Origin of the sequence: Cohnella cellulosilytica, from assembly GCF_042431195.1 — a bacterium.
Lineage (GTDB): Bacteria > Bacillota > Bacilli > Paenibacillales > Paenibacillaceae > Cohnella > Cohnella cellulosilytica.
Window position 1 is genome coordinate 93,933 of record NZ_JBHMDN010000011.1, and the last position, 20,078, is coordinate 114,010.

General features: G+C 49.6%; 15 protein-coding genes. 2 read left to right on the plus strand and 13 right to left on the minus strand.

Annotated elements, in window-relative coordinates; all coding sequences use genetic code 11:
- Positions 1–4 precede the first annotated feature (4 nt).
- From ACFFT4_RS08040 to ACFFT4_RS08090, 11 genes are all read right to left on the minus strand, one after another.
- Positions 5–4,039 carry a right-handed parallel beta-helix repeat-containing protein gene (locus ACFFT4_RS08040; RefSeq protein WP_378046573.1) on the minus strand — a complete coding sequence of 1,345 codons (4,035 nt, stop codon included), beginning with the start codon at positions 4,037–4,039 and terminating at the stop codon, positions 5–7.
- 103 nt (positions 4,040–4,142) lie between these two features.
- Complete coding sequence (locus ACFFT4_RS08045; RefSeq protein WP_378046574.1) at positions 4,143–4,742, minus strand: stalk domain-containing protein; 600 nt, start codon at positions 4,740–4,742, stop codon at positions 4,143–4,145.
- Between the two features lie 44 nt (positions 4,743–4,786).
- Entirely contained in the window at positions 4,787–7,639 is a 2,853-nt protein-coding gene (locus ACFFT4_RS08050) for a phage tail protein (protein ID WP_378046576.1), read from the minus strand.
- A gap of 15 nt (positions 7,640–7,654) precedes the next feature.
- Positions 7,655–8,428, minus strand: a complete 774-nt coding sequence (locus tag ACFFT4_RS08055; RefSeq protein WP_378046696.1) for a distal tail protein Dit — start codon at positions 8,426–8,428, stop codon at positions 7,655–7,657.
- A 21-nt stretch (positions 8,429–8,449) separates the two neighbouring features.
- Positions 8,450–12,835, minus strand: coding sequence for a hypothetical protein (locus tag ACFFT4_RS08060; RefSeq protein ID WP_378046578.1), 4,386 nt, complete (start codon positions 12,833–12,835; stop codon positions 8,450–8,452).
- Positions 12,836–12,871: 36 nt separating this feature from the next.
- Entirely contained in the window at positions 12,872–13,306 is a 435-nt protein-coding gene (locus ACFFT4_RS08065) for a hypothetical protein (RefSeq protein ID WP_378046579.1), read from the minus strand.
- Positions 13,303–13,767, minus strand: a complete 465-nt coding sequence (locus ACFFT4_RS08070; RefSeq protein WP_378046581.1) for a YomO family phage-derived protein — start codon at positions 13,765–13,767, stop codon at positions 13,303–13,305. Before ACFFT4_RS08070 ends, ACFFT4_RS08065 begins: the two co-directional genes overlap by 4 nt.
- 119 nt (positions 13,768–13,886) lie before the next feature.
- Positions 13,887–14,675: a YomU family phage tail tube protein gene (locus ACFFT4_RS08075; protein ID WP_378046583.1), complete on the minus strand. Its 789-nt coding sequence runs from the start codon at positions 14,673–14,675 to the stop codon at positions 13,887–13,889.
- Between the two features lie 15 nt (positions 14,676–14,690).
- Entirely contained in the window at positions 14,691–15,419 is a 729-nt protein-coding gene (locus tag ACFFT4_RS08080) for a hypothetical protein (RefSeq protein WP_378046585.1), read from the minus strand.
- A gap of 13 nt (positions 15,420–15,432) precedes the next feature.
- Positions 15,433–15,918 (minus strand): YomW family phage-derived protein, encoded by a 486-nt coding sequence (locus ACFFT4_RS08085; protein WP_378046587.1) that lies wholly within the window; start codon positions 15,916–15,918, stop codon positions 15,433–15,435.
- A 362-nt stretch (positions 15,919–16,280) separates the two neighbouring features.
- Positions 16,281–16,409, minus strand: coding sequence for a hypothetical protein (locus ACFFT4_RS08090; protein ID WP_378046589.1), 129 nt, complete (start codon positions 16,407–16,409; stop codon positions 16,281–16,283).
- Between ACFFT4_RS08090 and ACFFT4_RS08095 the strand changes: the two genes are divergently transcribed.
- Together ACFFT4_RS08095 and ACFFT4_RS08100 are read left to right on the plus strand one after the other, a co-directional pair.
- Positions 16,402–17,196, plus strand: a complete 795-nt coding sequence (locus tag ACFFT4_RS08095) for an ABC transporter substrate-binding protein (protein ID WP_378046591.1) — start codon at positions 16,402–16,404, stop codon at positions 17,194–17,196. The genes ACFFT4_RS08090 and ACFFT4_RS08095 overlap by 8 nt on opposite strands.
- Complete coding sequence (locus ACFFT4_RS08100; protein WP_378046593.1) at positions 17,183–18,766, plus strand: AraC family transcriptional regulator; 1,584 nt, start codon at positions 17,183–17,185, stop codon at positions 18,764–18,766. The genes ACFFT4_RS08095 and ACFFT4_RS08100 overlap by 14 nt, the downstream gene beginning before the upstream one ends.
- Positions 18,767–18,785: 19 nt before the next feature.
- On the opposite strand, the gene ACFFT4_RS08105 is transcribed toward ACFFT4_RS08100, so the two are convergent.
- Both ACFFT4_RS08105 and ACFFT4_RS08110 read right to left on the minus strand, forming a co-directional pair.
- A complete protein-coding gene (locus ACFFT4_RS08105; protein ID WP_378046594.1) occupies positions 18,786–19,157 on the minus strand; it encodes a hypothetical protein in 372 nt (123 codons plus the stop codon).
- Between the two features lie 45 nt (positions 19,158–19,202).
- Positions 19,203–20,054 (minus strand): inositol monophosphatase family protein, encoded by an 852-nt coding sequence (locus ACFFT4_RS08110; RefSeq protein WP_378046596.1) that lies wholly within the window; start codon positions 20,052–20,054, stop codon positions 19,203–19,205.
- Positions 20,055–20,078 lie beyond the last annotated feature (24 nt).

The window sequence follows — 20,078 nt, forward strand, 5'->3', positions numbered from 1 at the left end:
GGTATCATGTGCGATTACCCGCCGTAGTTACGGTTCCTGTTCCGCTGTTTTGAAGCTTGGTCCCCGTAGTCGATTCATATAGGTCGTTATTCGTTACAAGGTTATTCGTGGCTCCGGATGCAACTGCGATACCAACGTCAGGCTTGGAAGGTGCGAAGCTGTATGTCCTGCTATTACGCAGGGTGTTACCTTGAACGTTGTTGTAGCTTCCAGCAATATTTATTCCTGCATCGAAGTAGTTTCTGCAATGGTTGTTTGTAACGGTATTATGGCTGCCCAAAATGTGGATGCTGCAACATCCACTGCCGAAAGCGCCGTGGTCATAACAGTCTATGATGTTGTTTGCAGTTACTAAGTTATGGCCGGCGCTGGCCTCTATCCGAATACCCGACCCTTTAATTAAATTGTAAGGAGTAACGTACTCTACTACGTTGTCCGTTATAACGCAGCCGTTCGTTGTACCGGACAATACGATCCCATAACCGCCAACAAAATCCAGTATCTCCATATTCCATGCACCGATACCATTCAAAGTGCAGGCATCGACAATGCAAGTTGTGCAGTTGTTGAATCTAATGCCATTCCCCCGTATTTGTCCAACGTACACATTACTAATAGTTACCGATTTTGAAGCGGTTATGTCTATAGCATATCCACCCGTCGCCGGATTCGTTGTTAAGCACATGTCCTTTATATACAGGTTGTTCGCTGCGCTTCCTGTTATCTGCCCTTTAACGTTTGTTCCGTGCCCCATACCCCTTAAGTTAACTCTCTGCCATAGCGTTATAGCAGCGCTACAAACATACTCCCCTTCAAGCAAAATTACCGTACCGCCAGTAGAAGCTACACTGTTAATTGCGGCATTGATTTCCACTTGGTCTGCTGTACCGCCACAGACGTAATCGGCTGATGCCTTGCTGGACGCGCTGCTGTTGTGGGCAGCTACAACGATGGACGAGCTGCGCGAGGATTTGGCCTGTGCCGCAATAGCCTGAAATGTCCGTAAAGGTGTCATGAACTTGTTGTTTACTGTCCCAATTTCTGCTTCCGTTTGAGATGCTGTAGTGTAATTGTCAACACTTCCAAGACCAACATCATTTTTCGTTAGGTTTACATATCCTGTTTTTCCTGCTACAGATTTCACAAGCACCTGGGACTCTATAGCTTGTTTTGTCCGCAAAGGCGTCATGTATTTGTCATTTGTTATCCCTGCTTCTGCTTCTGCTCTACTTGCTGGATTTGTTCTATCTGTATTGTAGAATCCTGATGTTAAAATAGTACTTGCAAAAGGTGCTATAGCTACAAACAAATCATTCCCATAGCAGATATATTCATAACTTGAGTTCGTAGGCAATATTTTTTGATTCCAATCAACTCCATTTGATGAAATGGCAATTTTATTATCTTGAGTACATCCGACAAACAGACCGTTTCCATAGGTTATAGATTTAAAACCTATTCCAATTGTGCTTACTGTCCAATTGACCCCATCAGGAGAAATCATTACTTTATTATTTGAAGCACTAGCTGTCACAGCTACAAATAATCCATTTCCATAACTAACATGACTCCAGCCGCCGCTAGTGCCTGATTTGAGAGTCCAGTAAGTTCCGTCTGTTGAGGTCATTAATCCTGCGCTACTACTAGTTGCAATAAACATACCATTTCCATAACACATCGAAGTTTTATAGTAACTACTTGAAAGCATAGTTCGTTCTATCCAAGTAACTCCATTAAGAGAGGTCAAAGCATAATATCCACCTCCCGCTTTCTCTGCGGTTATCACAAATGTTCCATTTCCGTAGTAAATAGAATCCGTTAAATAATTCCCTACAACATTCGGAGTACTCCAAATAATTCCATCCAATGAAGTCATGGACACACCCATAGACACGCCTTCGAAATCGATCATTCCTACAGCTACGAATTGCCCGTTTCCATAGCAGACAGAATACCACGTTCCTCCATAACCCAATGTCGATTGTGTCCAATTTCTACCGTCAGAAGATATTATAAATTCGCTTGTATCACTAAGAGCGACGAATTTACCATCCCCATAACATATTGATTTCCACTGGTATAAATAGGGATTAGGTCTTGTTGTCCATTCAATTCCAGCAATAGCTCCATGCATATTTTTTGTAATGGCCTGCGCTGTCCTCTCAGGAGTCATATAGCGATCTGTTGTGACTCCTGCTTCCGCTTCTGCTTGCGAAGCAATTGCATAGTTTTCAACATTCGATAGGCCAACATCCGATTTAGACAGAATTACATCTCCGCTACGGCCAGCTACAGTATCTACTTTGCCATTCCAAATAGCTTTCTCTGCATCTGCCACAAATTTATTTTCAGAATCTTGAACAATCATAGACGCAGGATGGTTTTCAGGATGAACATAGTTATTCGCACTTTCATCAATTCCATCCAATTTGGTTTTATCATTAACAGAGATAAATCCAGCCTCTGATTGTGATGCAAGGGCATGTGCATCTCCACCAGAACCGACATGTTCTGAAGGTACAGCGTCTGTAATGCCGTAACCAGATAGCGTTGTTGGCTTTCCACTCAGATTCTCCCAAGAAACATCCTCAATAACGGGTAACTGTTCAGATAGCACTTTCCCATCATTGCCAAGCCCGGCATAGCCCCCGGGTTGATTTTTGTTCGCAATATTTTCAGGCGTAAATCCTAAAGCGTCCTGTTTACCGCTCCACTCCGCCTTGAGCACGGGAGAAATCGAAACATCGGCATTCGTTGTAGGATTGATAACTACAAGATCGTTGCTTGTAGATAGTACCTCCGACAAACTGCCTGCACCATCTACACCACGACGAGCAAACAAATCCCAGTACAAGGTGTTGGTTGGCGCATGACCTGTGGATTCGAGAATATTAATATAGGAGGAACCATTAAATTCAACAATGTCCCTCGGAACATAGGTAGTGGCCGCTTGATAAGTCCCCAGCCATTTTACATCGTCACCTTTGTCGCCCTTATCTCCATTGTCTCCCTGGTCGCCTTTCTCGCCTTGAATACCTTGTTCTCCTGGGTCACCTTTATCGCCCTTTTCGCCTTTCTCCCCCTGAATACCTTGCTCTCCCTGTTCTCCTTGAAGGCCGGTATCCCCTTTGTCGCCTTGATCGCCCTTATCCCCTTTTTCCCCTGTTAGCCCTTGGATACCTTGTTCGCCTTGTTCGCCTTGTTCGCCCTGATCTCCCTTCTCGCCTCGGTCTCCTTTTAGCCCTTGTTCTCCTGTATCCCCTTTCTCGCCTTGAATGCCTTGTTCACCGGTATCTCCCTTTTCACCCTTTTCGCCTTGGATTCCTTGATCGCCTTTTCGGGCAATTAAGCTCCAATAAGCAGGTTCAAGATCAGGCTGCTTATTGGCGGAATTCTGAATAGAAATATACGTAGATCCATTAAAGTGAATTTGGTTATTAGTTTCATAGGATGCTGCAGGGTTATATTCCCCCATGAACGACCATGAATCTTTGTGAGACTCGCGAGCTAATTCGTTTGCCTGTCTGATACTCTCAGCCTGCTGGATAGAATTATTAACTTCATTGGCCTCTTGAATCGCCTCGTTAGCGGCTTGAATCGCAATCTGCGCGTCATCCAGGGCTTGCTCGATTTCTTCCAGATGACCAACTGCCGTTTCCCCTTTCTCAATAACGTCCTCCAGGATTTCAACGACATCGTCGCCGCTTCTTTTTGTCCAAATCCGTTTGCTGCTTACAAAATGATTTCCGCGTCCGACATACGCAATTGTGACCGTGTTTCCCTCTTGCTCAGGCGCAAAAGTAACGATTCCCTCGTTATAGTCCACAATAAAACCTGTTGACGGTAACCCGGTTTCCGGCATTTCCTTACATTCAAAATAACCCGTAATCGTCACTCCGTTAAGACGAACTGGAATTTCAGCAAGGACAATATGGTTATTGCTTACTTTTCCGGCCTCGGTAATCGGAATATAAGGATCTTCGGACGTACCAGCTCTGTATTTGGTAATGGTGCTCAAATCATAATCGAATGATGACATTGTAAACCCTCCTTAGGATAATAAAAAAAGAACTCTGCCGAGTCCTCTTCAAAGTTTTTATTGTAACGTGCTTTGCCGTTATTTTATGAGAATCTATTTACGATTACTGCTGCGCCTCCAGGGATACAAGCTCCTTTTTCAGTTCCTCTAATTTCTTCTCGTTTTCCTCTATACTCTTGGTTAGCGTTAGATACATCATTGATGTTTCGTATATAGTCAAATCCCCGCCAAGTTCAATATAAATTTCTTTATCATTAATCAGTTTTCTCTTCTCGCTCGCAATTACATTCTCGGTCTCTTGTATTTGCTCCTTAACGATTCTTATTCTACCCTCTGTCACTGCTTTTGTATCTGCGGCTTTTTGCGCTTCTTCGGCTTCCCGATTAAAGCGCTCTTGTTCAATTCTCGCTTTCTCGCTCATTTCATATTCACTTTGGGTATCTGATTGTTGTTCCAATTTTATGCCCCCCTTTGGATCAAAATTAACTTTATATCCCACACTATTCCCAAATTCTCTGACTGGAAGAAAACTTGTTCCATTTACTACAATTGCGGGAGTACTTAGCTTTTTTCCATTAACCGATACTTCATATTGCCCCTTAACCTTCTCGCCAATTAGTTTCTTTACGGCAGATTCAGCAAACACCGAGCCACAGGTAGCAAAAATGATACCACACAATAGGCCTATTATAAATTTCTTCACATTGTCACTCTCCCACTTTAGATTCTAAAATCAATATAACATAATCAGGTTTGGACATGTCTATGGGATGGAATATTTATCCCTCTCCACTCTACCGATCCTCCGCCTGAAATGAGTAATCTTGTGCCAACTGCAATTCCACCATTTAACAGCACATCTCCTGCGCTTTGTGTAGATGAGCCTGAGTTAGCTTTATTAGATAATGCTAATGATAATCCACTGATATCGTTCATACTCAGTGTAATTCCAGAAACTGAAGCAGAAGAAAAATCTATAAATCCAGAAAAAGTTAGATAACTTGTCAAAGATCTAAAGCTTATAGCCTGCTGCCCTACTATCCCAAAATGAGCACTATTCGAAAATATGTGCCCTTTAGGTGACCATGCATTTACTCCAAACTCTATTCCACTTAACCCATATGTTGAAGTAAATGGCGAAATAGAAATAACGCGATTACCGCTCGAATCGTAAGTTGAAAAATCACTACTATTCATAACGATTCTGGCTCCACTGCTAGATGTTTGAATCGTATTCCCTGTCAGTGTAGTTCCCGTAATGTTCCCACCACTAATATTCGGAGCCTGAATAAACGATCCAGCAACAAGCGCATTCGCCGTAATATTCCCGGAAGCCGTAAGATTGCCGGAGCTATCAACAATAAATCTATTATTGATATTCATAGTGCCGCCAGTTAGATTAAATCTACTTGCGGTAACCGTACCATTCAAATCCACCCGAAAAGGAGCATTAGCGAAAGCCGATGCCCCGATCCATAGTCCCGTATTGCCATCGGCTTTGACTACGGTACCGCCGCTGCCTATGCTAAGAACACCGCCGAACAAGGCATCGCCGTTGCTGTCTAAGGATATCTGATCCGACCACACCGGAGCGCCCGTTGTTCCGGTGTTTTTCTGCACCTTCAGCCCGTCGTTCGGATTGATCAGCACTTTGGATTTGATCGTAGAATTGATCAGGGTAAGGCTCATATCCGTAACCGTCATCCCATTGGCATTGATGTTAACCGAGCCGCTGCTGTTGCTGATGCTCAAATCTGTTCCGACCAGAATCTGCCCGACCAGTCTCTCGGCAAATACGCCGTTCGCGTTAATCGCCGTCGACCAAGTGTCGCCTCCGTTGCGACTGATCGCCAATAGTCCCTTCTGCAAAATCAGAATGTCGTCCGGCGTGTTCGGGTCGCTGACAATGACGCCTTTACGATCGATCGTTACCGTATTGTCCACGGAAGCTTGAATGCTTCTAGCTGTCGCATCCCATACGCCGTTCAAAATCCGCTGAGCTTCGGACGCCTCCTCGGACGCTTGGTTCCACACTCCGCTGTTGCTGATCACGTTCTGCGAAGCCGTTCGCGAATTATATAGCTCTCTGAGAAAACGCTCCTCGTCGCTTAACAGCTCCCTAACATTGCTAATCACAACGCCGATGTCGCCGGATTCAAAATCGTAGTTGAGCTCAATGATTTTGGCCTGTACATTCAGCCCGATGCCGGCATTTCGGATCGTCAGCACGTCTCCGAGTCGGAGCTTGTCCCATTTGTCCTGTTCCTCAACGACCTCCAACAGATTAACCATGCTGATTTCCACGACAAGCTTCGGCTGCTTGACCTTATCGAACTCTTTCTTCAGCACCTCGTAGAGCTGCTCTGGATGGGTAATATTCGTGTTCTCGTAAGTACCCTCGATAATATACGGATTCAATTCCTCAAGCTGCCCGACTGTAAAATTGGAACTTAAAGACAATACCTGTTGCAGCGCAGCAATCTGAGCGTTCACGTTGTCCATTCCGGTCTCGACGCTTGCAATTTCGTTGTTTTTGGCCGCAATCTGCGAATTCTTGGTATTCTTCTGAGTAACCAGAGAACTTGTACTCTGCTTGTTATAGTTAGCTACAGCAATCTGATCCTCGATAATCGTCAACTCGTTCTTCAGATCATACAGTTCATTGGTTCGATCTGTTAGGGCAGTCTGCAAAGCTTGCAGCGAACTAAGATACCCCTGGTAGATGCCCTGCTTCGATTCCAGCAGTTCCCGATAATCCAGCAGAGCATGACATAAACCATCGCTCATATAATCGCTATGCGCCAGCACATTTCTCTGCTCATCCCTGGAAAAAGGGTACATGAAGTAAGAGACGTCCAGCAAATAGTTGCTTCCTGTCGCGTTTACGCTTTGGATACCGATTCCGTCGGCGCCGAACCCTTTGAACAACGTGAAAAACTCGTCTGTGCTTTCGCTCTTGGTGGCACTCTTGAGCAGGCTGCCGTATGCGACCTCCAACCCTTTGTTCATCCCGTATTCATCAAATTGAACGAGATTAATCGTTCGCTGCTCCGAATCGAAAGTAACCAGTGCGCCAAACGCAGCCGCAACATCGAACACGACGTCAAGCGCATTCGAGTCCGACACCGACAGGGAGCGGTACATGATATCGAAGTCCGCATCAACTACCCCAAGCTCCCACAGGCTCGATTCCAGCATCGTAGACAAAATTTGCGTCGCGTTCTTGCTGGTCGCTTCGTATTTTCGCACATTTTTGTCGGCAAGCTCGTACGCCAGTCCGAAGCATTGAATATCCTTTCGATCCGTGTCCTCCATCACGTCGGAGGGAGATTTGATCATAAACCATTCCGCTTCGGTTCCGTAAACGTATTTGATCAGATAGCGATTTTTCGTCTTTCTGATATTCGGATTGTCCAATTGTTTGTTCATTCGAGCAATGCGATACGGCAGCGAGAAATTCAACGTCGGAACGTTGCCCAGCTTTGTGTTCAGCTTAATATTGTAGGCTTCGGGAAGCTCGCCGACTATCGTTCTGTTCGGGGTCGCCACATACAGTCGCGGTCGCTCCGGCTCTGTGTACTCGTTCGCATTCAGGATCATCGCTAATCGCCTCCTTTACTGCAATCTTTTAAACTGATAGATGAACTTTAATCTGCAACGCCCTTGTACTAGCAGCTTGTTGTCGAAAATTGGAAGACTTAAGTAATCGCCTCTTAAGTTGTCGTACCGATACGTGAGCGGAAGGTCGGTCTTAATGAGACGATTCTCGCAATCGATGTCCACTGTCTCCCCATCGGCCAATTGCACCAGAGTCATTTCTGCATTGCCATTAGACTGATTCCAAATCTTAATATCGCCGCTACCGACTTTATAGATGGAGATGATTGGTTTGCATTCCGCATCTCCGATATTTTCAAGCTCGACAGTTGTTCCGCCGGCAAGGTTATTAGACAGATCGAATACCCGCTCATAGACAGGCGTATAAGCATAGGCGTCGCAGCATTCAAAATTTAGCCGAACATAACCCTGTTTCAAGGAATTGTGAATCAGCTCGGGGCTGTCTACACACAGACAGTAATAGATTTTGTCAGGCTCATCCGCAAACACCATTGGCGCATAATATTTCGGAGACAGCAGCCATCTCGCCACTTCCCGGAGCTTGTCCTCGTTCTCCCAGCCATTTTTCCAGGCGAACGTTACCGTAAATTTGAGTTCTTCAAGCTCAATTTCCTGAAAATATCCCCGGTCCCTTCCCCTGACCCGCTGCTTGCGGATCGATCTCCCGGCAGCAAAAGGCTCGCTCAGCATACCGGATTCCATATTGACGTTAACGATACCGAAATCGTCCGATCTCTGCCCGTTAAAGGTAAAATAAATGCTAGATCGCATAGTCACAGTCGATTCACCCCCTTATATCCGATTGCCTCGCTGAGATTGTGTCTTTATATGCTTGAACAGCGCCTTGGCTCCGGCTTCCCCGCCCTCCAAGCGCTCGATTCGAATATCGTATTCATAATGATTGGTGATCGGGCCGGAAGTACCCGCTTCCGACAACGCAAAGCTCGGACCGGCATTCATTCGCTGTGCTACGCTGGCTACCATCTGCTGAACGAACGCTCCCGGTTTTTTAATAACCGCTTCTCCCTTGCGAAGCACAGACAGCACCTCATCGGATTTCAGCATGCCCTGCCACCATTTCACAGTGGTCGTTCCTTCGACCCCGACCTCTCCTCCTTCGTGGAAAAACTTAAGATCCTTAAGCTGGCTGTAGCTTCCGTCGGGAAACTTCCATTCTTCTCTGAGCTTATTGTTTAGAGTGTTTAGACTCTGCCAGACAGGATCGGAATTTTTAAGTTTCTCCGCCTTCTCCTTATTCTCCAAATACTTATCCCAATCCAGATCCCTGGCGGTTTTTGTCGCTTCAGCTCTGCTGCTACTATTCGGCGATGTTGGAGGAGGAGTCGGTACGTTCAAATTAGGAATGCCCATAATCGTATTCGCAAGATTTTGAAATCTCTGTGTATCCTCCAGCTTTTCGACGAGATTACGATCGATGCTTGCCCCGATGGCATCCATATAAACCTGAACATTGTTCGAGAAATTAAGCATGGCATCTTGCATTTTGGCTGTGTTGTTTTCAAGCATCGCTTGCTTTAAGGCGGAATAATGCTGGTCCGCTGCAAGATCCTGCTGCCATTTTGTATCCGCAGCTTCTTTGGCCGTTTTTATCTCGTCTTCCTTATTGCGTAGGAGATCGTCGTAATCCTGCTCCCGCAAGCTTCTGCTCCGATCCAACTCCAGCTTGCGGATCTCTTCAAGCTTATCGGCCAATTCCTGTTCCAACTGCTCTCTCTTGTACTGTCCCTCAATGGAATTGTCTAAGGAAAGAACGGCGATCTGCTTCCGAAGTTCCGCCTCTTCCTTTTGCAGCTTGGATCGGTTGTCGTTAAAATCCACTTTCTCGTCTTCACGCTTAAACAACTTTTTACGTTCCTCAATGAACCTTCTGTAATCCTCCAGTTGGTCGTCGAGAAGCTTCTGCGCTTCTTTTCCCTGTTTGGCATAAAAGTCTTCCAAAGCTGACATAGCGTCTTTTGCCGAAGATTTGACCGAATTTTCCCAAGCGGAAACCGCCTGAGCCTGCTCCAAGGTGTAATTCTTGACATACTCCCGAAGCACTTCAAGCTTGGCTTGCGCCCGATGTCTCTCTTCGTCGGTCAACTCGGTCGAGAGTTTGCGTTCCAACTCGACAATATCCTGGTTGTATCTGTCGATGCCCTTCGTCAACGTGTCATAAATCTGCTGATCGAGCTCGGCAGCCTTTTTCTTTTCTTCCTCCGAATCGATGCTGCCCAAGAGAGACTTCTCGTATTTAAGTTCCTCTAATGTCTTGTCGTACCCGAAAGCCAGAGCTTCCGCCAGGGACTTTCCGTACTGCTCGGATTCCTGTATTAAGCTCTCGTCCGCCTGTTTCTTCGATTGCTTTAGATTTTCGAGGAGAACTCGATAAGCTTCCTTCTCTTGCTTGCTGCTGTCCTTGTTTTGAATGACCGCATTGGCCTCTGCAATCTTATCGTCAATCTCGCGGCTCTCTTGCGCCAACGCATTTACAATCTCAGCGGAATACTGCGCGAGCAGTTTCTTCTCTTCTTCCGTATTGATCTCGCCTAGCAGTGCAATTTTATGGTTCGCTTTGTCCTGCTTGCGAGTGGATGCCGCCGTAATCTTGTCCAGACCGATCTGGAGGGCATCGGCTAAATCGTTAGTTGCCGCTCTCAATTGCGAAGCAGTGTCTGCGATCTCACCCGCAAGCTCCAAATAACGCTCTACGAATTGTTCCAATTCCTCTGCGCTATAGCCTAATCGGGCAGCAGCCTTTCCTTTGGAAAGAGCGAGCAGTCGCTTCTCGACATCGGCGACAACCTCTCCGGCGCTGTCTACAAGCCCGGTCTTGGTCAGCTTCGTTCTTAGTCCGCCCCGCTCCTTTTCCTGTTCTTTCCCAAGAGTATTCAGCGACTTCGCAAGATCCGAATACAAGGAGATTCGATTGGCCAGACGCTTATCGTACAAGCCTCCTTGAGCAATCGCCAGTTGGATCTCATCGTTATTCTTCTCGAGCAGGCGATTGTAATTTTCAACCTCCAACTGCGCTTTGGAGAAGTTAAGATTGGGTTCGTATTTCTCTTTTGAAGTGGACGAACCTTTTGAGGTTCCTGTGGTTCCGTTGATGTTGATCGGTTGTTTAAGCAGTGCAAGAGAAGCTTCCTTCTCTGCGATCAGACGATCCAATTCCTCCTTCTCTTTCTGCTCCTCTGGAGACAGAACCCGATCCTTGTCCACATTGAATTTGATTCCGAGTACAGCACTGAATCCCTTGATGATCGCCGAAAAGTACTGCTCATGCATTTTGCGCTTATTTTCCAATTCGTCCCGCTTTGCTTTGGTCGACTCGATGGACGCTTCCAGTTCCTCGATCCGCTGTTGACGTTGGTCTTCCATTACCTGCTTAATCAGTTCCCCTTTTTGGAACGTAAAATCGTTCGTTTCCGCCAGATATTGAGACAGCTTCGGATATTGAGCAATCAAATCCGTCACTGTATCTGAAGACAGCTTTTCGCCTCGACTCAGCTTCTGATAGGAATCCTCCAGCGAGGTCAGTTCCTTAATCGAATTTTTAACAAACTGTTCGACTTCGTCCGAAGACATCGAAGCTTTCTTGGCCGTTGTGTCGAACATGGCAAGAAACGATTCTCTGAAAGAATCCGTTACTGGGGTAAAGTGATTAAAATCATCCATCATCCGCAAGGCTGAGGCTCTTACTTTTTCCATACCTTCTATATCCTTGGCCTTTTTTGCTTCATTAAAGTCCGCCAGAAGCCAATCCAGCCCCATACCTCTCAGACGGCCAAAAGCCGACTTCATGTCGGCAACCTGCGAATCGATATCTTTGCCGTTGCGGGCAATCGAATCGAGCATCCCTTCCATAAATGCTCGTTGCGTATCGGATACGCGACCTCCGTCGGTTTCTATTGCGGACATATAGGTATCTAATTCGGTTCTTAAAACATCAGTCGTCTCGGATAAAGCGGTCTTAAGATTTCCTCTCTTAGTTTCAATACCTTGGGCTAGTTCAGCTATATCGTCTAGCATACCTTGAGAGGCAATGGAGAAGCGTATAGAGTCAAAACCTTTGGTATTTTCAGCCAATTCCTGATATTTATCCGCACCCATTTGAAGCTTCTTGATTTTCGCCTCATCCTTGAGAATCGATCCCTCGGTATTCTGAATCGTATCCGTACGCTCATTATCTTTGGCTTTTAGCTTCAACTTGTCCAGTTCATGCTGAGCGGCGATTTCCTCGTTCAAAGCATCGATTCGCATTTGAATGAGCGCGCCAGTAGTCCCAAACGTGTCTCCTTCCGCGCTAATTGCGCTTGCTGATACGCCATAAGATTCGACGAGTTGCGTCTGAAGCGAGAGCAATTTTTGTTTTTGTTCGATCGTAGCATATCCAGCCTCTTGCGCAGCCTGCAAGGTTTCATACTCTCCCGCCAGTTGCCGCAGCTCGTCTCTTTGCTGTTTCAACGAGTTGATATGATCCAGGTTAATCCGTTCCGCTTCTTTTGTTTTTTCATTCGTTCCTGAGAAGGCCTTGTATAGTTCGCTCAAACCCCAGATCACGCCGCTTATGAGCGCTACTGGCCATAATGCCTTCCCCAACATGACGAAAGAGTATGAAAGAGCTAATGTACCTGCTCTGAGTACGCCCTGAATTGCAGCTAAACGCATAAACTCGCTACCAATAAAAATTAGTTCTTTCTTAAGAGGGCCAAGAATATCCTTGTTAAAAGTAGCTATTGTTACTATTGCCGCCATAAAAGTAATTCCATCGCTCAAAGCCCCCGACAGCCCGCCAGAAGCAGCTTCACTAGAAACCGCCTTCTCCGAACGCGCGCCGGCTTCGGATGCAAGCGATTGAATTCGCAGCAGCTGCTCACCCAAGGCATTCCATTCTGCGTAAGCTGTAGCAGCAGCCGTTCTTGCAGCCTCTCCCAATTGCTGCATGCCTGAGGCAGCCAGTTCCGCTTGTACGAAAATATCCTTCATCGCCTCTTTTGCGTCGCTAAGGCTCGCCAAAATACCGACCATTTTTTTATCCAGATCTATTTTTAACGTCAACGACTTAAACGCGGGATGCTTTTCCAACTGCTTCATAGCCTTATTTATATCCCGTACAGCCGCTTCCTGATTCAACGACACAGACAACGTCGCCCTCAAATCATTCCCATTTGCCAACTTAGACTCTCCTCTCTCCGCCAGGCTAAGGTTGACTTATTCATCTTGATAAATCCCCTCGAACAGTCGGCATACCGCTTCATATTCCAGCGCAGCTTTGCCCGACCAAGCTTCCGGACATTCGTCGATGCATTCCTGCAATACGAGCAGCATTTCCCGATTCGTTTCGTTCTCTTCCACAACGAACTCCTCCAGCAACAGCTCCTGCAGATCGCTGCGAAAGGCTTCAGGATCAATGATATCCGCCTGGCCGCTGCCGTTCTCATCGGGCTCAACGATAACAATATCCCCGTGCTCGTCCAATCTCGCATGCTCCTTGATCAGATCCATTCTGAATTTCTCGAATTTCGCCTGATGCTCCCCCAACATTTCAATCCATCGAACTCTCATGCGCGATTTCTTGCCGGCCAGGGCGAGATGCTCCAGCAGCCATTTCGAATAAAACTCGATTTCTCCGTATTTAATCTTCATTGTCCGCTCTCCTTGCCCTTTTCGTTAGGCCAGGCTTCAAGCTGAGTCTGCATATTTCGATTCACCTCTTGAATGGCCGCATTCAGCTTGTCCAACTCCTGCTCGGGAAACTCATTCATAATTTGCTCCAGAACGCCCAAGTCAAGCAGTTTCTCGCCCACGCCGATCATCTGTCCCAAATCCCCGGGAATGACACTGCCGAGTGTCGTGAAGTGCTTGAGCAGCAGCATGTAATATACGAATACCATCGCTCCGCTCCCCAGCTTCTGGCCGCCTTCCTTCATCGCGTTCAAAATATCCATATAGTCCAGCACCAGCTTCTGGATCGATGTTTTTCTGAATCGTTGGTAGATCTCCGTATAGTCCCCCGTGCTCAGATCTACCCGCTTAAGCGAGCCGAACTCCTTATTATGCTTCCGGTTAATGCCGGCCACAGTCAGTTTTGTTTGTTTTGCTGCCATATCCGTATCCTCTCTCCTTCGTTATTGGATGTTATCTTAAAGCCCACAATGCCGGATCATGAGCTTTAAGATAAATATAAAGGAGGAGCCAAGCTCCCCCTTTATATTCAAATTGCCTATTAAACCATTTCATCCTGATCGTAGATCAGCATGCTCCACAGATCGCTGGACACAGGGTCCTTCAGCGCCTCAAGGTTCAAATCCAGTACCGCAGGATCGCCCTCAACGGCGAGATTCAGGTTAAACGCATCCTCGAACTTGGCGTTCGGAATCGTAATTTGCGCAGCGAAATCCTTCTTCGTGAACTCGTCGCGCACGAGGCAATCGAGAACGACCTTGAATGTGCCGCCGAAAGCATCGGACGTCACCTTCAGCATCTTGGCGGAAGCATCGGAGGTGGCGCCGTAGTAGACCGACAGCACTTTACCGTCCGTGAAGTCGCCGGCATAGAAGGTGAGATTTTTGCCGGAAATCGCATATTCGCCCGTAGCCGGAGTGCCGCTGGCCTGAACAACCTCGTCGCCCAATGTGCCGTCCGGGTTTAGCTCGAACACGCCGATTGGTGCGCCGACAGGGGTTTTATCCAAAACGGCCGCATCGGACGCGACTTTGACATTCTCGATAACGTGAACCGGGGCAGCGCCCTCGGACAGCACGTTGCCGGTCAGCATGGCCAAAGCCTTATTGTCGAAAATCGCATCTTGAAGCTTGATCTTGGATTCCCGGTTGCCCGAAAAGCCTACCAGTTTCGGATTGCCGAAGCCGCCTCGCGAGTATACCGTTTCGCCGGTCGTTTCGAGTCCGGACGTTTTCAGCGTGCGAAGCGTCGTTACCGGTTTGCCGGTCACAAGATTATAAAAAGTTGCGATGCCTGCATCGCGAATTGCCCAACGGTTAGGTGTTGCCATCGTTCATCATTCTCCTCAAGGTTTGTATTTTTTGCTCCAATGGATATTGGATAAGTTGATTTTCTGGCCATCCACATGGCCGGAGTAAATGCCTTGCAAAGTAAATAAGTAGTAATCCACCTGTTCGAGCCTGTTCAGCGCATCGTAAAACTGGAAAATCGTCAGATCGAAGACGTTAAAAATGTTCACGCCGCTCGACTTCCAGGCGACTCCCGAGATTTTGCTGGCCAGGTCGAAGATTTGCTCTTTGCGGCTTAAGATTTCCTGTTTGCCCTTTTGCAGCTTCTCGATCAGCGCTTTGGCTTTGGCGTTCCCCGGGCTGAACTGCTCGCGCTGGAACTGGATATTATGGGAATACATGATCAGACTTTGAAAATAGTCAAAGCTGCCGTCATCCAGCCGCATTTCGGGATCGTCCTGAAAATAAATAAGAGCCCCGTCAGGACTTTCCTGCAGTGTCGGCTCCATCCCGAGGAACAGTTTCAGCCCCTGCTTCGCCTTTCTCCAGAACTCCTCGTTCAACATACAATTGAGCGCAAAAAGCTCGAAGTTGGTCACCCGGCTAGCCGTCAGTTCCTCTAATGAGGCTTTATTGACCAACAGCACCGAAATCAACGCATCGTATTTCCGGCTCCCGATATCCGCGATCGCGCGCAACGTCGGAACGCTGAACGACAATTGGTTGCCCAGATCTACAGACAACCCTACGAGCAGCTTTAACTCAATGTCATGATCCATTCTCATTCACCGCAATCCGTTAGCCGAAGTCGACAGGACGATACTTCAGGACAACCCCGTAGTGGTTTGCATTCAGACTGATTTCGTTCATCCCGGCAAATTGCAGACGGCCGATTCCGATGCTTCGTCCCCCGCTCAGCATCCCGTCGATTTCCGCGGCGATGTCGTCTGTTCTCAGCAGCTCATAGTCCGTACGCAGCAATTCCTTGTGCGCCAGCACCTCGATGACGAGAAATCCGGCTCTCATTACGGAACTGCCGACTCCGTTAAAATCGTTCAGCGAAACCGTAATCCACGTTCGAGCCCCGTTCTCGATCCCCGATTCATCCGGCTTGTAGGGATACAAGTAAATACAATCATGCAGCAACTGCTCGGGGTTCGTCACATCCGGCTGATCGAGATAATCGCCGTCCGAATAAAACAAAGCCTTGCAGATGTTCGAATTGTCGATCAGCCTCTCCGCTACGATCGTTTTATACGCTGCCAACTCCGCTAATCTGGACATCTAATCCTCCTTTCCTCAGTCGCCCATCTGAACATGATTCGTTAAGCGAATCGTCAGCCCGATGCTCTCCGGGTAACTTGATTGGTTGTTTCAACTACAGGTGGCAATCGTACGACAAGCCCCCAACCCCCACTATTGTGCGAGCCAAATCGGAAAAACAGCATTATCGTTTATTCACAAAACCGGAGCTTATCCCTTATACTCAGTTTTGTTGATAATGATTATCACTGTCATATTGAAAGGGGATTATCATGCTTTTACAGAAAAAAAGAGCCGTCAAACGACCTCTATCCATCCTCCTTGGATGTTTGCTGGCTGTATCGTTGACGCTGGCCGGCTGCGGCGCGTCCGACCAGCAATTCTCAGGCAAGCTCGTCCGCTTCGTCTTCGTCTTCGTCACAGGCTTCTTCTCCCGACAGCTCGCCTTCCGCCGAATCCCCTGCCCCATCGGAGCAGCCCGGACCGCGTACGCTCCAGGACGCGATGGGCAACGAAGTGCAGATTCCGGCCGAGCCGCAGCGGATTATCGCTCCGTTCCTGGAAGATCCGTTGACCGCGCTCGGCGTCCTGCCGGTCGCCCAATGGTCGGCGGGCGGGGACCCGCAGGCCTACTTGAAGGACAAGCTTCAGGACGTCCCGCCATTGCATATGGACACCGGATTGCAGATGGAAGAAGTACTCGGATTCAACCCCGATCTTATCATTTTGTCGAATTCGTCCTACCTCAAGACGGCGAGCTACGAGGAGTTCTCCCGGATCGCTCCGACCTTCGTGCTCTCCGCCGATACGCAAGACTGGCGCGACGTCGTTCTGGGGCTGGGAGAATTGTTGGGCAAACAGACCGAAGCGGAGCAGGCGCTGCAGGATCACGACCGCAAGCTCGCCGAAGCCAAGCAGCAGATCCAGGCCGCCGTAGGCGACAAGACGGCCGTGCTGCTTCAAGGGAACGACGAGAAGGAGTACAAGCTGTTCGGAACCCATTTTTACGGCGGAGCCGTTCTGTACGGGGAACTGGGCTTTAAGCCGCCCGAGCTGTTGAAAGGCGATTACGATACGTATTCCGTGGAGACGCTGCCGGAGCTGCAGGAGGTCGATTACATCTTTGTGTTGTCGGGTCCGGGCAGAGCAAAGCCTCCGGAGGAGAATTCGCTGTGGCAAAACCTGCCGGCCGTCAAGGAAGGACGCGTATTCCCGATCGATTCCGGACATTGGTTTAATCAGAACGTCATCGCCGACGAGAAAATCGCCGAGGACGTGCTGCGTTATGTCGTCCAATAATCGGAACAACCCGGGCGACTCGTTGTTATTCGGGGCGGCATCCGGAACGACGTTTAAGCTGCTCTCGATCGAGCGGGTTTGCGAAAGCCCGCCGGAGATTCGCGGAGAGAGAACGTTCCTCGTCCCGGACAGCCTGGTGCTCGTCATCGCCGAAGCCAGCGAGGGAAGGCTCGTGCTGGACGGCCGATACTATCCGCTCAAGGCCGGCTCGGTATTCCTGGGCCGTCCCGGACAGCTGCTGGAGCTCGGCCTGCATGAAGAACGCGGTCTCGGCGTATACGTGCTTCGGCTTCAAGCTGCGGATCTGTCCATTTTCCCGGCGCAGGGCGATATTTGCCTTGCGCCGTCTGCCGTTGCGATCGGTCTGTGCGAGAAAATGGCCGGCTGCCTGAAAGACGGAAGCATGGCCGAACGGCTGCGGGGCGAGGCCGCCTTTTACGAGCTGCTGTCCCTGATCGCCCGGCAGCGGGAGCACGAAACCGCAGTCGCTCTGGAATGCGCGAGAAGGGAGCTGGAGAATCACTTTACCGAGGAAATTACAGTCAAGCGATTGGCAGATACGGCCGGACTGAGCCGTTACCATTTCATGCGGCTGTTCAAGGAAAAATTCGGCAAGGGCGTCATCGATTATTTGACCGACCTGCGGCTTGCGCAAGCCAAGAAGTGGATGGAAGCCGAGCCCGGCTTGTCCCTGCGGCAAATTTCACATCGGGTTGGCTACAAGAACGAGTCCTATTTCAGCAGCATTTTCAAAAAGAAGACCGGATTCTCGGCCGCCGTCTACATCCAAAACCGGCAGATGAAAGTCGCGGCTTACAGTTGGGTGAACATCGGCCAGCTGTTGGCGCTTCAAGTCATCCCGTTCGCGGCGCCGACCGATCACTATTGGACCGACGAATATCGGCAGAAGTTTGCCTTCGAGGTCAAAATCGTGCTCAGCCACCAATACGACTATAATCGTGAAGCGCTGAGGCAGGCGCGTCCCGACCGCATCGTCGCGATCGAAGGACTGATCGAGGAAGAGGAACGCGCGCGTCTGCGGGACATCGCTCCCTCTCTTTTCCTGCCGATGGAACTGTCCTGGCGCGAGCATCTGCGGCTGACGGCCGAGTTTCTGGATATGCCCGCCGCTGCCGAACGCTGGCTGGAGCACTATGAGAGAAGGCTGGAGGAATTCGGAAGAAAATCTTCTTTCTCCGGCGATCGGGTGCTGGCTTTCGGAGTCTGCCGTCACAAGCTGCTCGTGTGGGGGCGAAGGGCGGGGTCGCTGCTGTACGACGATCTGAAGTGGAGACCGGCTTTGCGGATCGACGAGTTCCCTTCCTGGACGAAGGAAGTCGATGCGAACCGCCTCTCCGAATTCGAAGCCGATCGGCTGCTGCTTCACGTCGGAGAAGACGCCGTCTCGCAGCAAACCTGGCGGCTCCTGGAACGCTCGGCGGAGTGGAACGGGCTGAAGGCCGTGCAGAACGGCAGCGTCCAGCCGCTGAAAAATTGCAGCTGGTTCGACTGCCCCTGGAACGAATACAACGCTTATCGATTCGGCCAATGGCTGGACGAGATGTTATAGAAAAAAAAGAACACTCCGATCACTCGGAATGCTCTTCCTCCCTGCTTACTCGCTTGCTGCCATCCGTCTCGGCGCTATTCGACTTGGCGGCGCTATCCGAGTTGATGCGATCTGCACTGGCGCTATCCGCTCTGATGCCACCCGACTTGGCGGCGCTATCCGCCCTGACGCCCTCCGTCTTAACGCCGTCGTACCTGCCGTCTACTTCGCGAGCGAGGTGGCGGTAGGCGATCGTCTCCTCGACGATCGGATCGACGTTCGCCGGGATGCGAATTTCCCATTTCGGATGAAGCCGCTTGGCGGCTTTGGCGCCGGCTTCTTCCTCGTCCGTCTCCGCAGGCTCCTCGCCAAGCTGGCGAGCCAACAGCTCTTCTGCTTCGTCGCGCTCCACTTCGTTCGCCTCCTTCCCCGTTAGGGTGGTCAAACGCGTCTCATCTCATGTGCTCGCCGACGCCTGCAGCTCCCGGCTCAGCTCGTCGTGAACGCGGCCGTTCGTGGCCAGTACGTTGCGCACCGCAAGATGATACGGTTCGCCGCCGAAGTCGGACATGCGGCCTCCCGCTTCTTGCACGAGCAGAGATCCCGCCGCGACATCCCAGGCGCTCAGATTATGCTCCCAGAAGCCGGACAGCCTCCCCGCGGCGACGTATGCGAGATGCAGCGCAGCCGAGCCGGCCACGCGAAGGTTGCGGACTTTGGGCGCGATGTGCCGGATGTTCGCCAGGTTCGCGGGCAGCGCGACCTGCGGATCGGGCGGGAATCCCGTCGCAATCAAGCTTTCGGCCAGCTTCTCCTCCGCGGATATGCTCATCTTGCGTCCGTGCACGTATGCGCCCTTGCCCCGTTCGGCGACGAACAGCTCGTCCCGGGACGGATCGTATACGACGCCGACGATCACTTCTCCCCGATAGGCAAGCGCGATGGATACCGAATAGAACGGAAATCCGTGCACGTAATTCGTCGTTCCGTCCACCGGGTCGACGATCCACAAATACTCGGCGCCGCTCACCTTCGCCAGCGCCGTGGCCGACGCCTTGGGCCCCGGCTCCACGCCTTCCTCTCCCAGAAACGCATGGTCCGGAAAATGGGTGGCGATCAAATTGCGAATCATTCTCTCCGCGCCCTTGTCCACTTCCGTGACCAAATCCTGGGCCGAATATTTGGTATCCAATTGGGTGATCGTGCCGCTCTTGCTCTTGATCCACTCCCCGGCTTTCGCCGCGCAATTGACGGCTACCGCGGTGAAGCTCTTGCCGCCGATGACGCTGTCCGGTTGATTGGCGTTCATGATTTCATCCCTCTAATCTTCGAA

What these genes read in the sequence shown, in the direction of transcription:
- ACFFT4_RS08040 (WP_378046573.1), bottom strand. Translation starts at nt 4,039, where the DNA reads ATGTCATCATTCGATTATGATTTGAGCACCATTACCAAATACAGAGCT.
- ACFFT4_RS08050 (WP_378046576.1), bottom strand. Translation starts at nt 7,639, where the DNA reads ATGATCCTGAATGCGAACGAGTACACAGAGCCGGAGCGACCGCGACTG.
- ACFFT4_RS08055 (WP_378046696.1), bottom strand. Translation starts at nt 8,428, where the DNA reads ATGCGATCTAGCATTTATTTTACCTTTAACGGGCAGAGATCGGACGAT.
- ACFFT4_RS08065 (WP_378046579.1), bottom strand. Translation starts at nt 13,306, where the DNA reads ATGAAGATTAAATACGGAGAAATCGAGTTTTATTCGAAATGGCTGCTG.
- ACFFT4_RS08070 (WP_378046581.1), bottom strand. Translation starts at nt 13,767, where the DNA reads ATGGCAGCAAAACAAACAAAACTGACTGTGGCCGGCATTAACCGGAAG.
- ACFFT4_RS08075 (WP_378046583.1), bottom strand. Translation starts at nt 14,675, where the DNA reads ATGGCAACACCTAACCGTTGGGCAATTCGCGATGCAGGCATCGCAACT.
- ACFFT4_RS08080 (WP_378046585.1), bottom strand. Translation starts at nt 15,419, where the DNA reads ATGAGAATGGATCATGACATTGAGTTAAAGCTGCTCGTAGGGTTGTCT.
- ACFFT4_RS08085 (WP_378046587.1), bottom strand. Translation starts at nt 15,918, where the DNA reads ATGTCCAGATTAGCGGAGTTGGCAGCGTATAAAACGATCGTAGCGGAG.
- ACFFT4_RS08095 (WP_378046591.1), top strand. Translation starts at nt 16,402, where the DNA reads ATGGGCAACGAAGTGCAGATTCCGGCCGAGCCGCAGCGGATTATCGCT.
- ACFFT4_RS08100 (WP_378046593.1), top strand. Translation starts at nt 17,183, where the DNA reads ATGTCGTCCAATAATCGGAACAACCCGGGCGACTCGTTGTTATTCGGG.
- ACFFT4_RS08110 (WP_378046596.1), bottom strand. Translation starts at nt 20,054, where the DNA reads ATGAACGCCAATCAACCGGACAGCGTCATCGGCGGCAAGAGCTTCACC.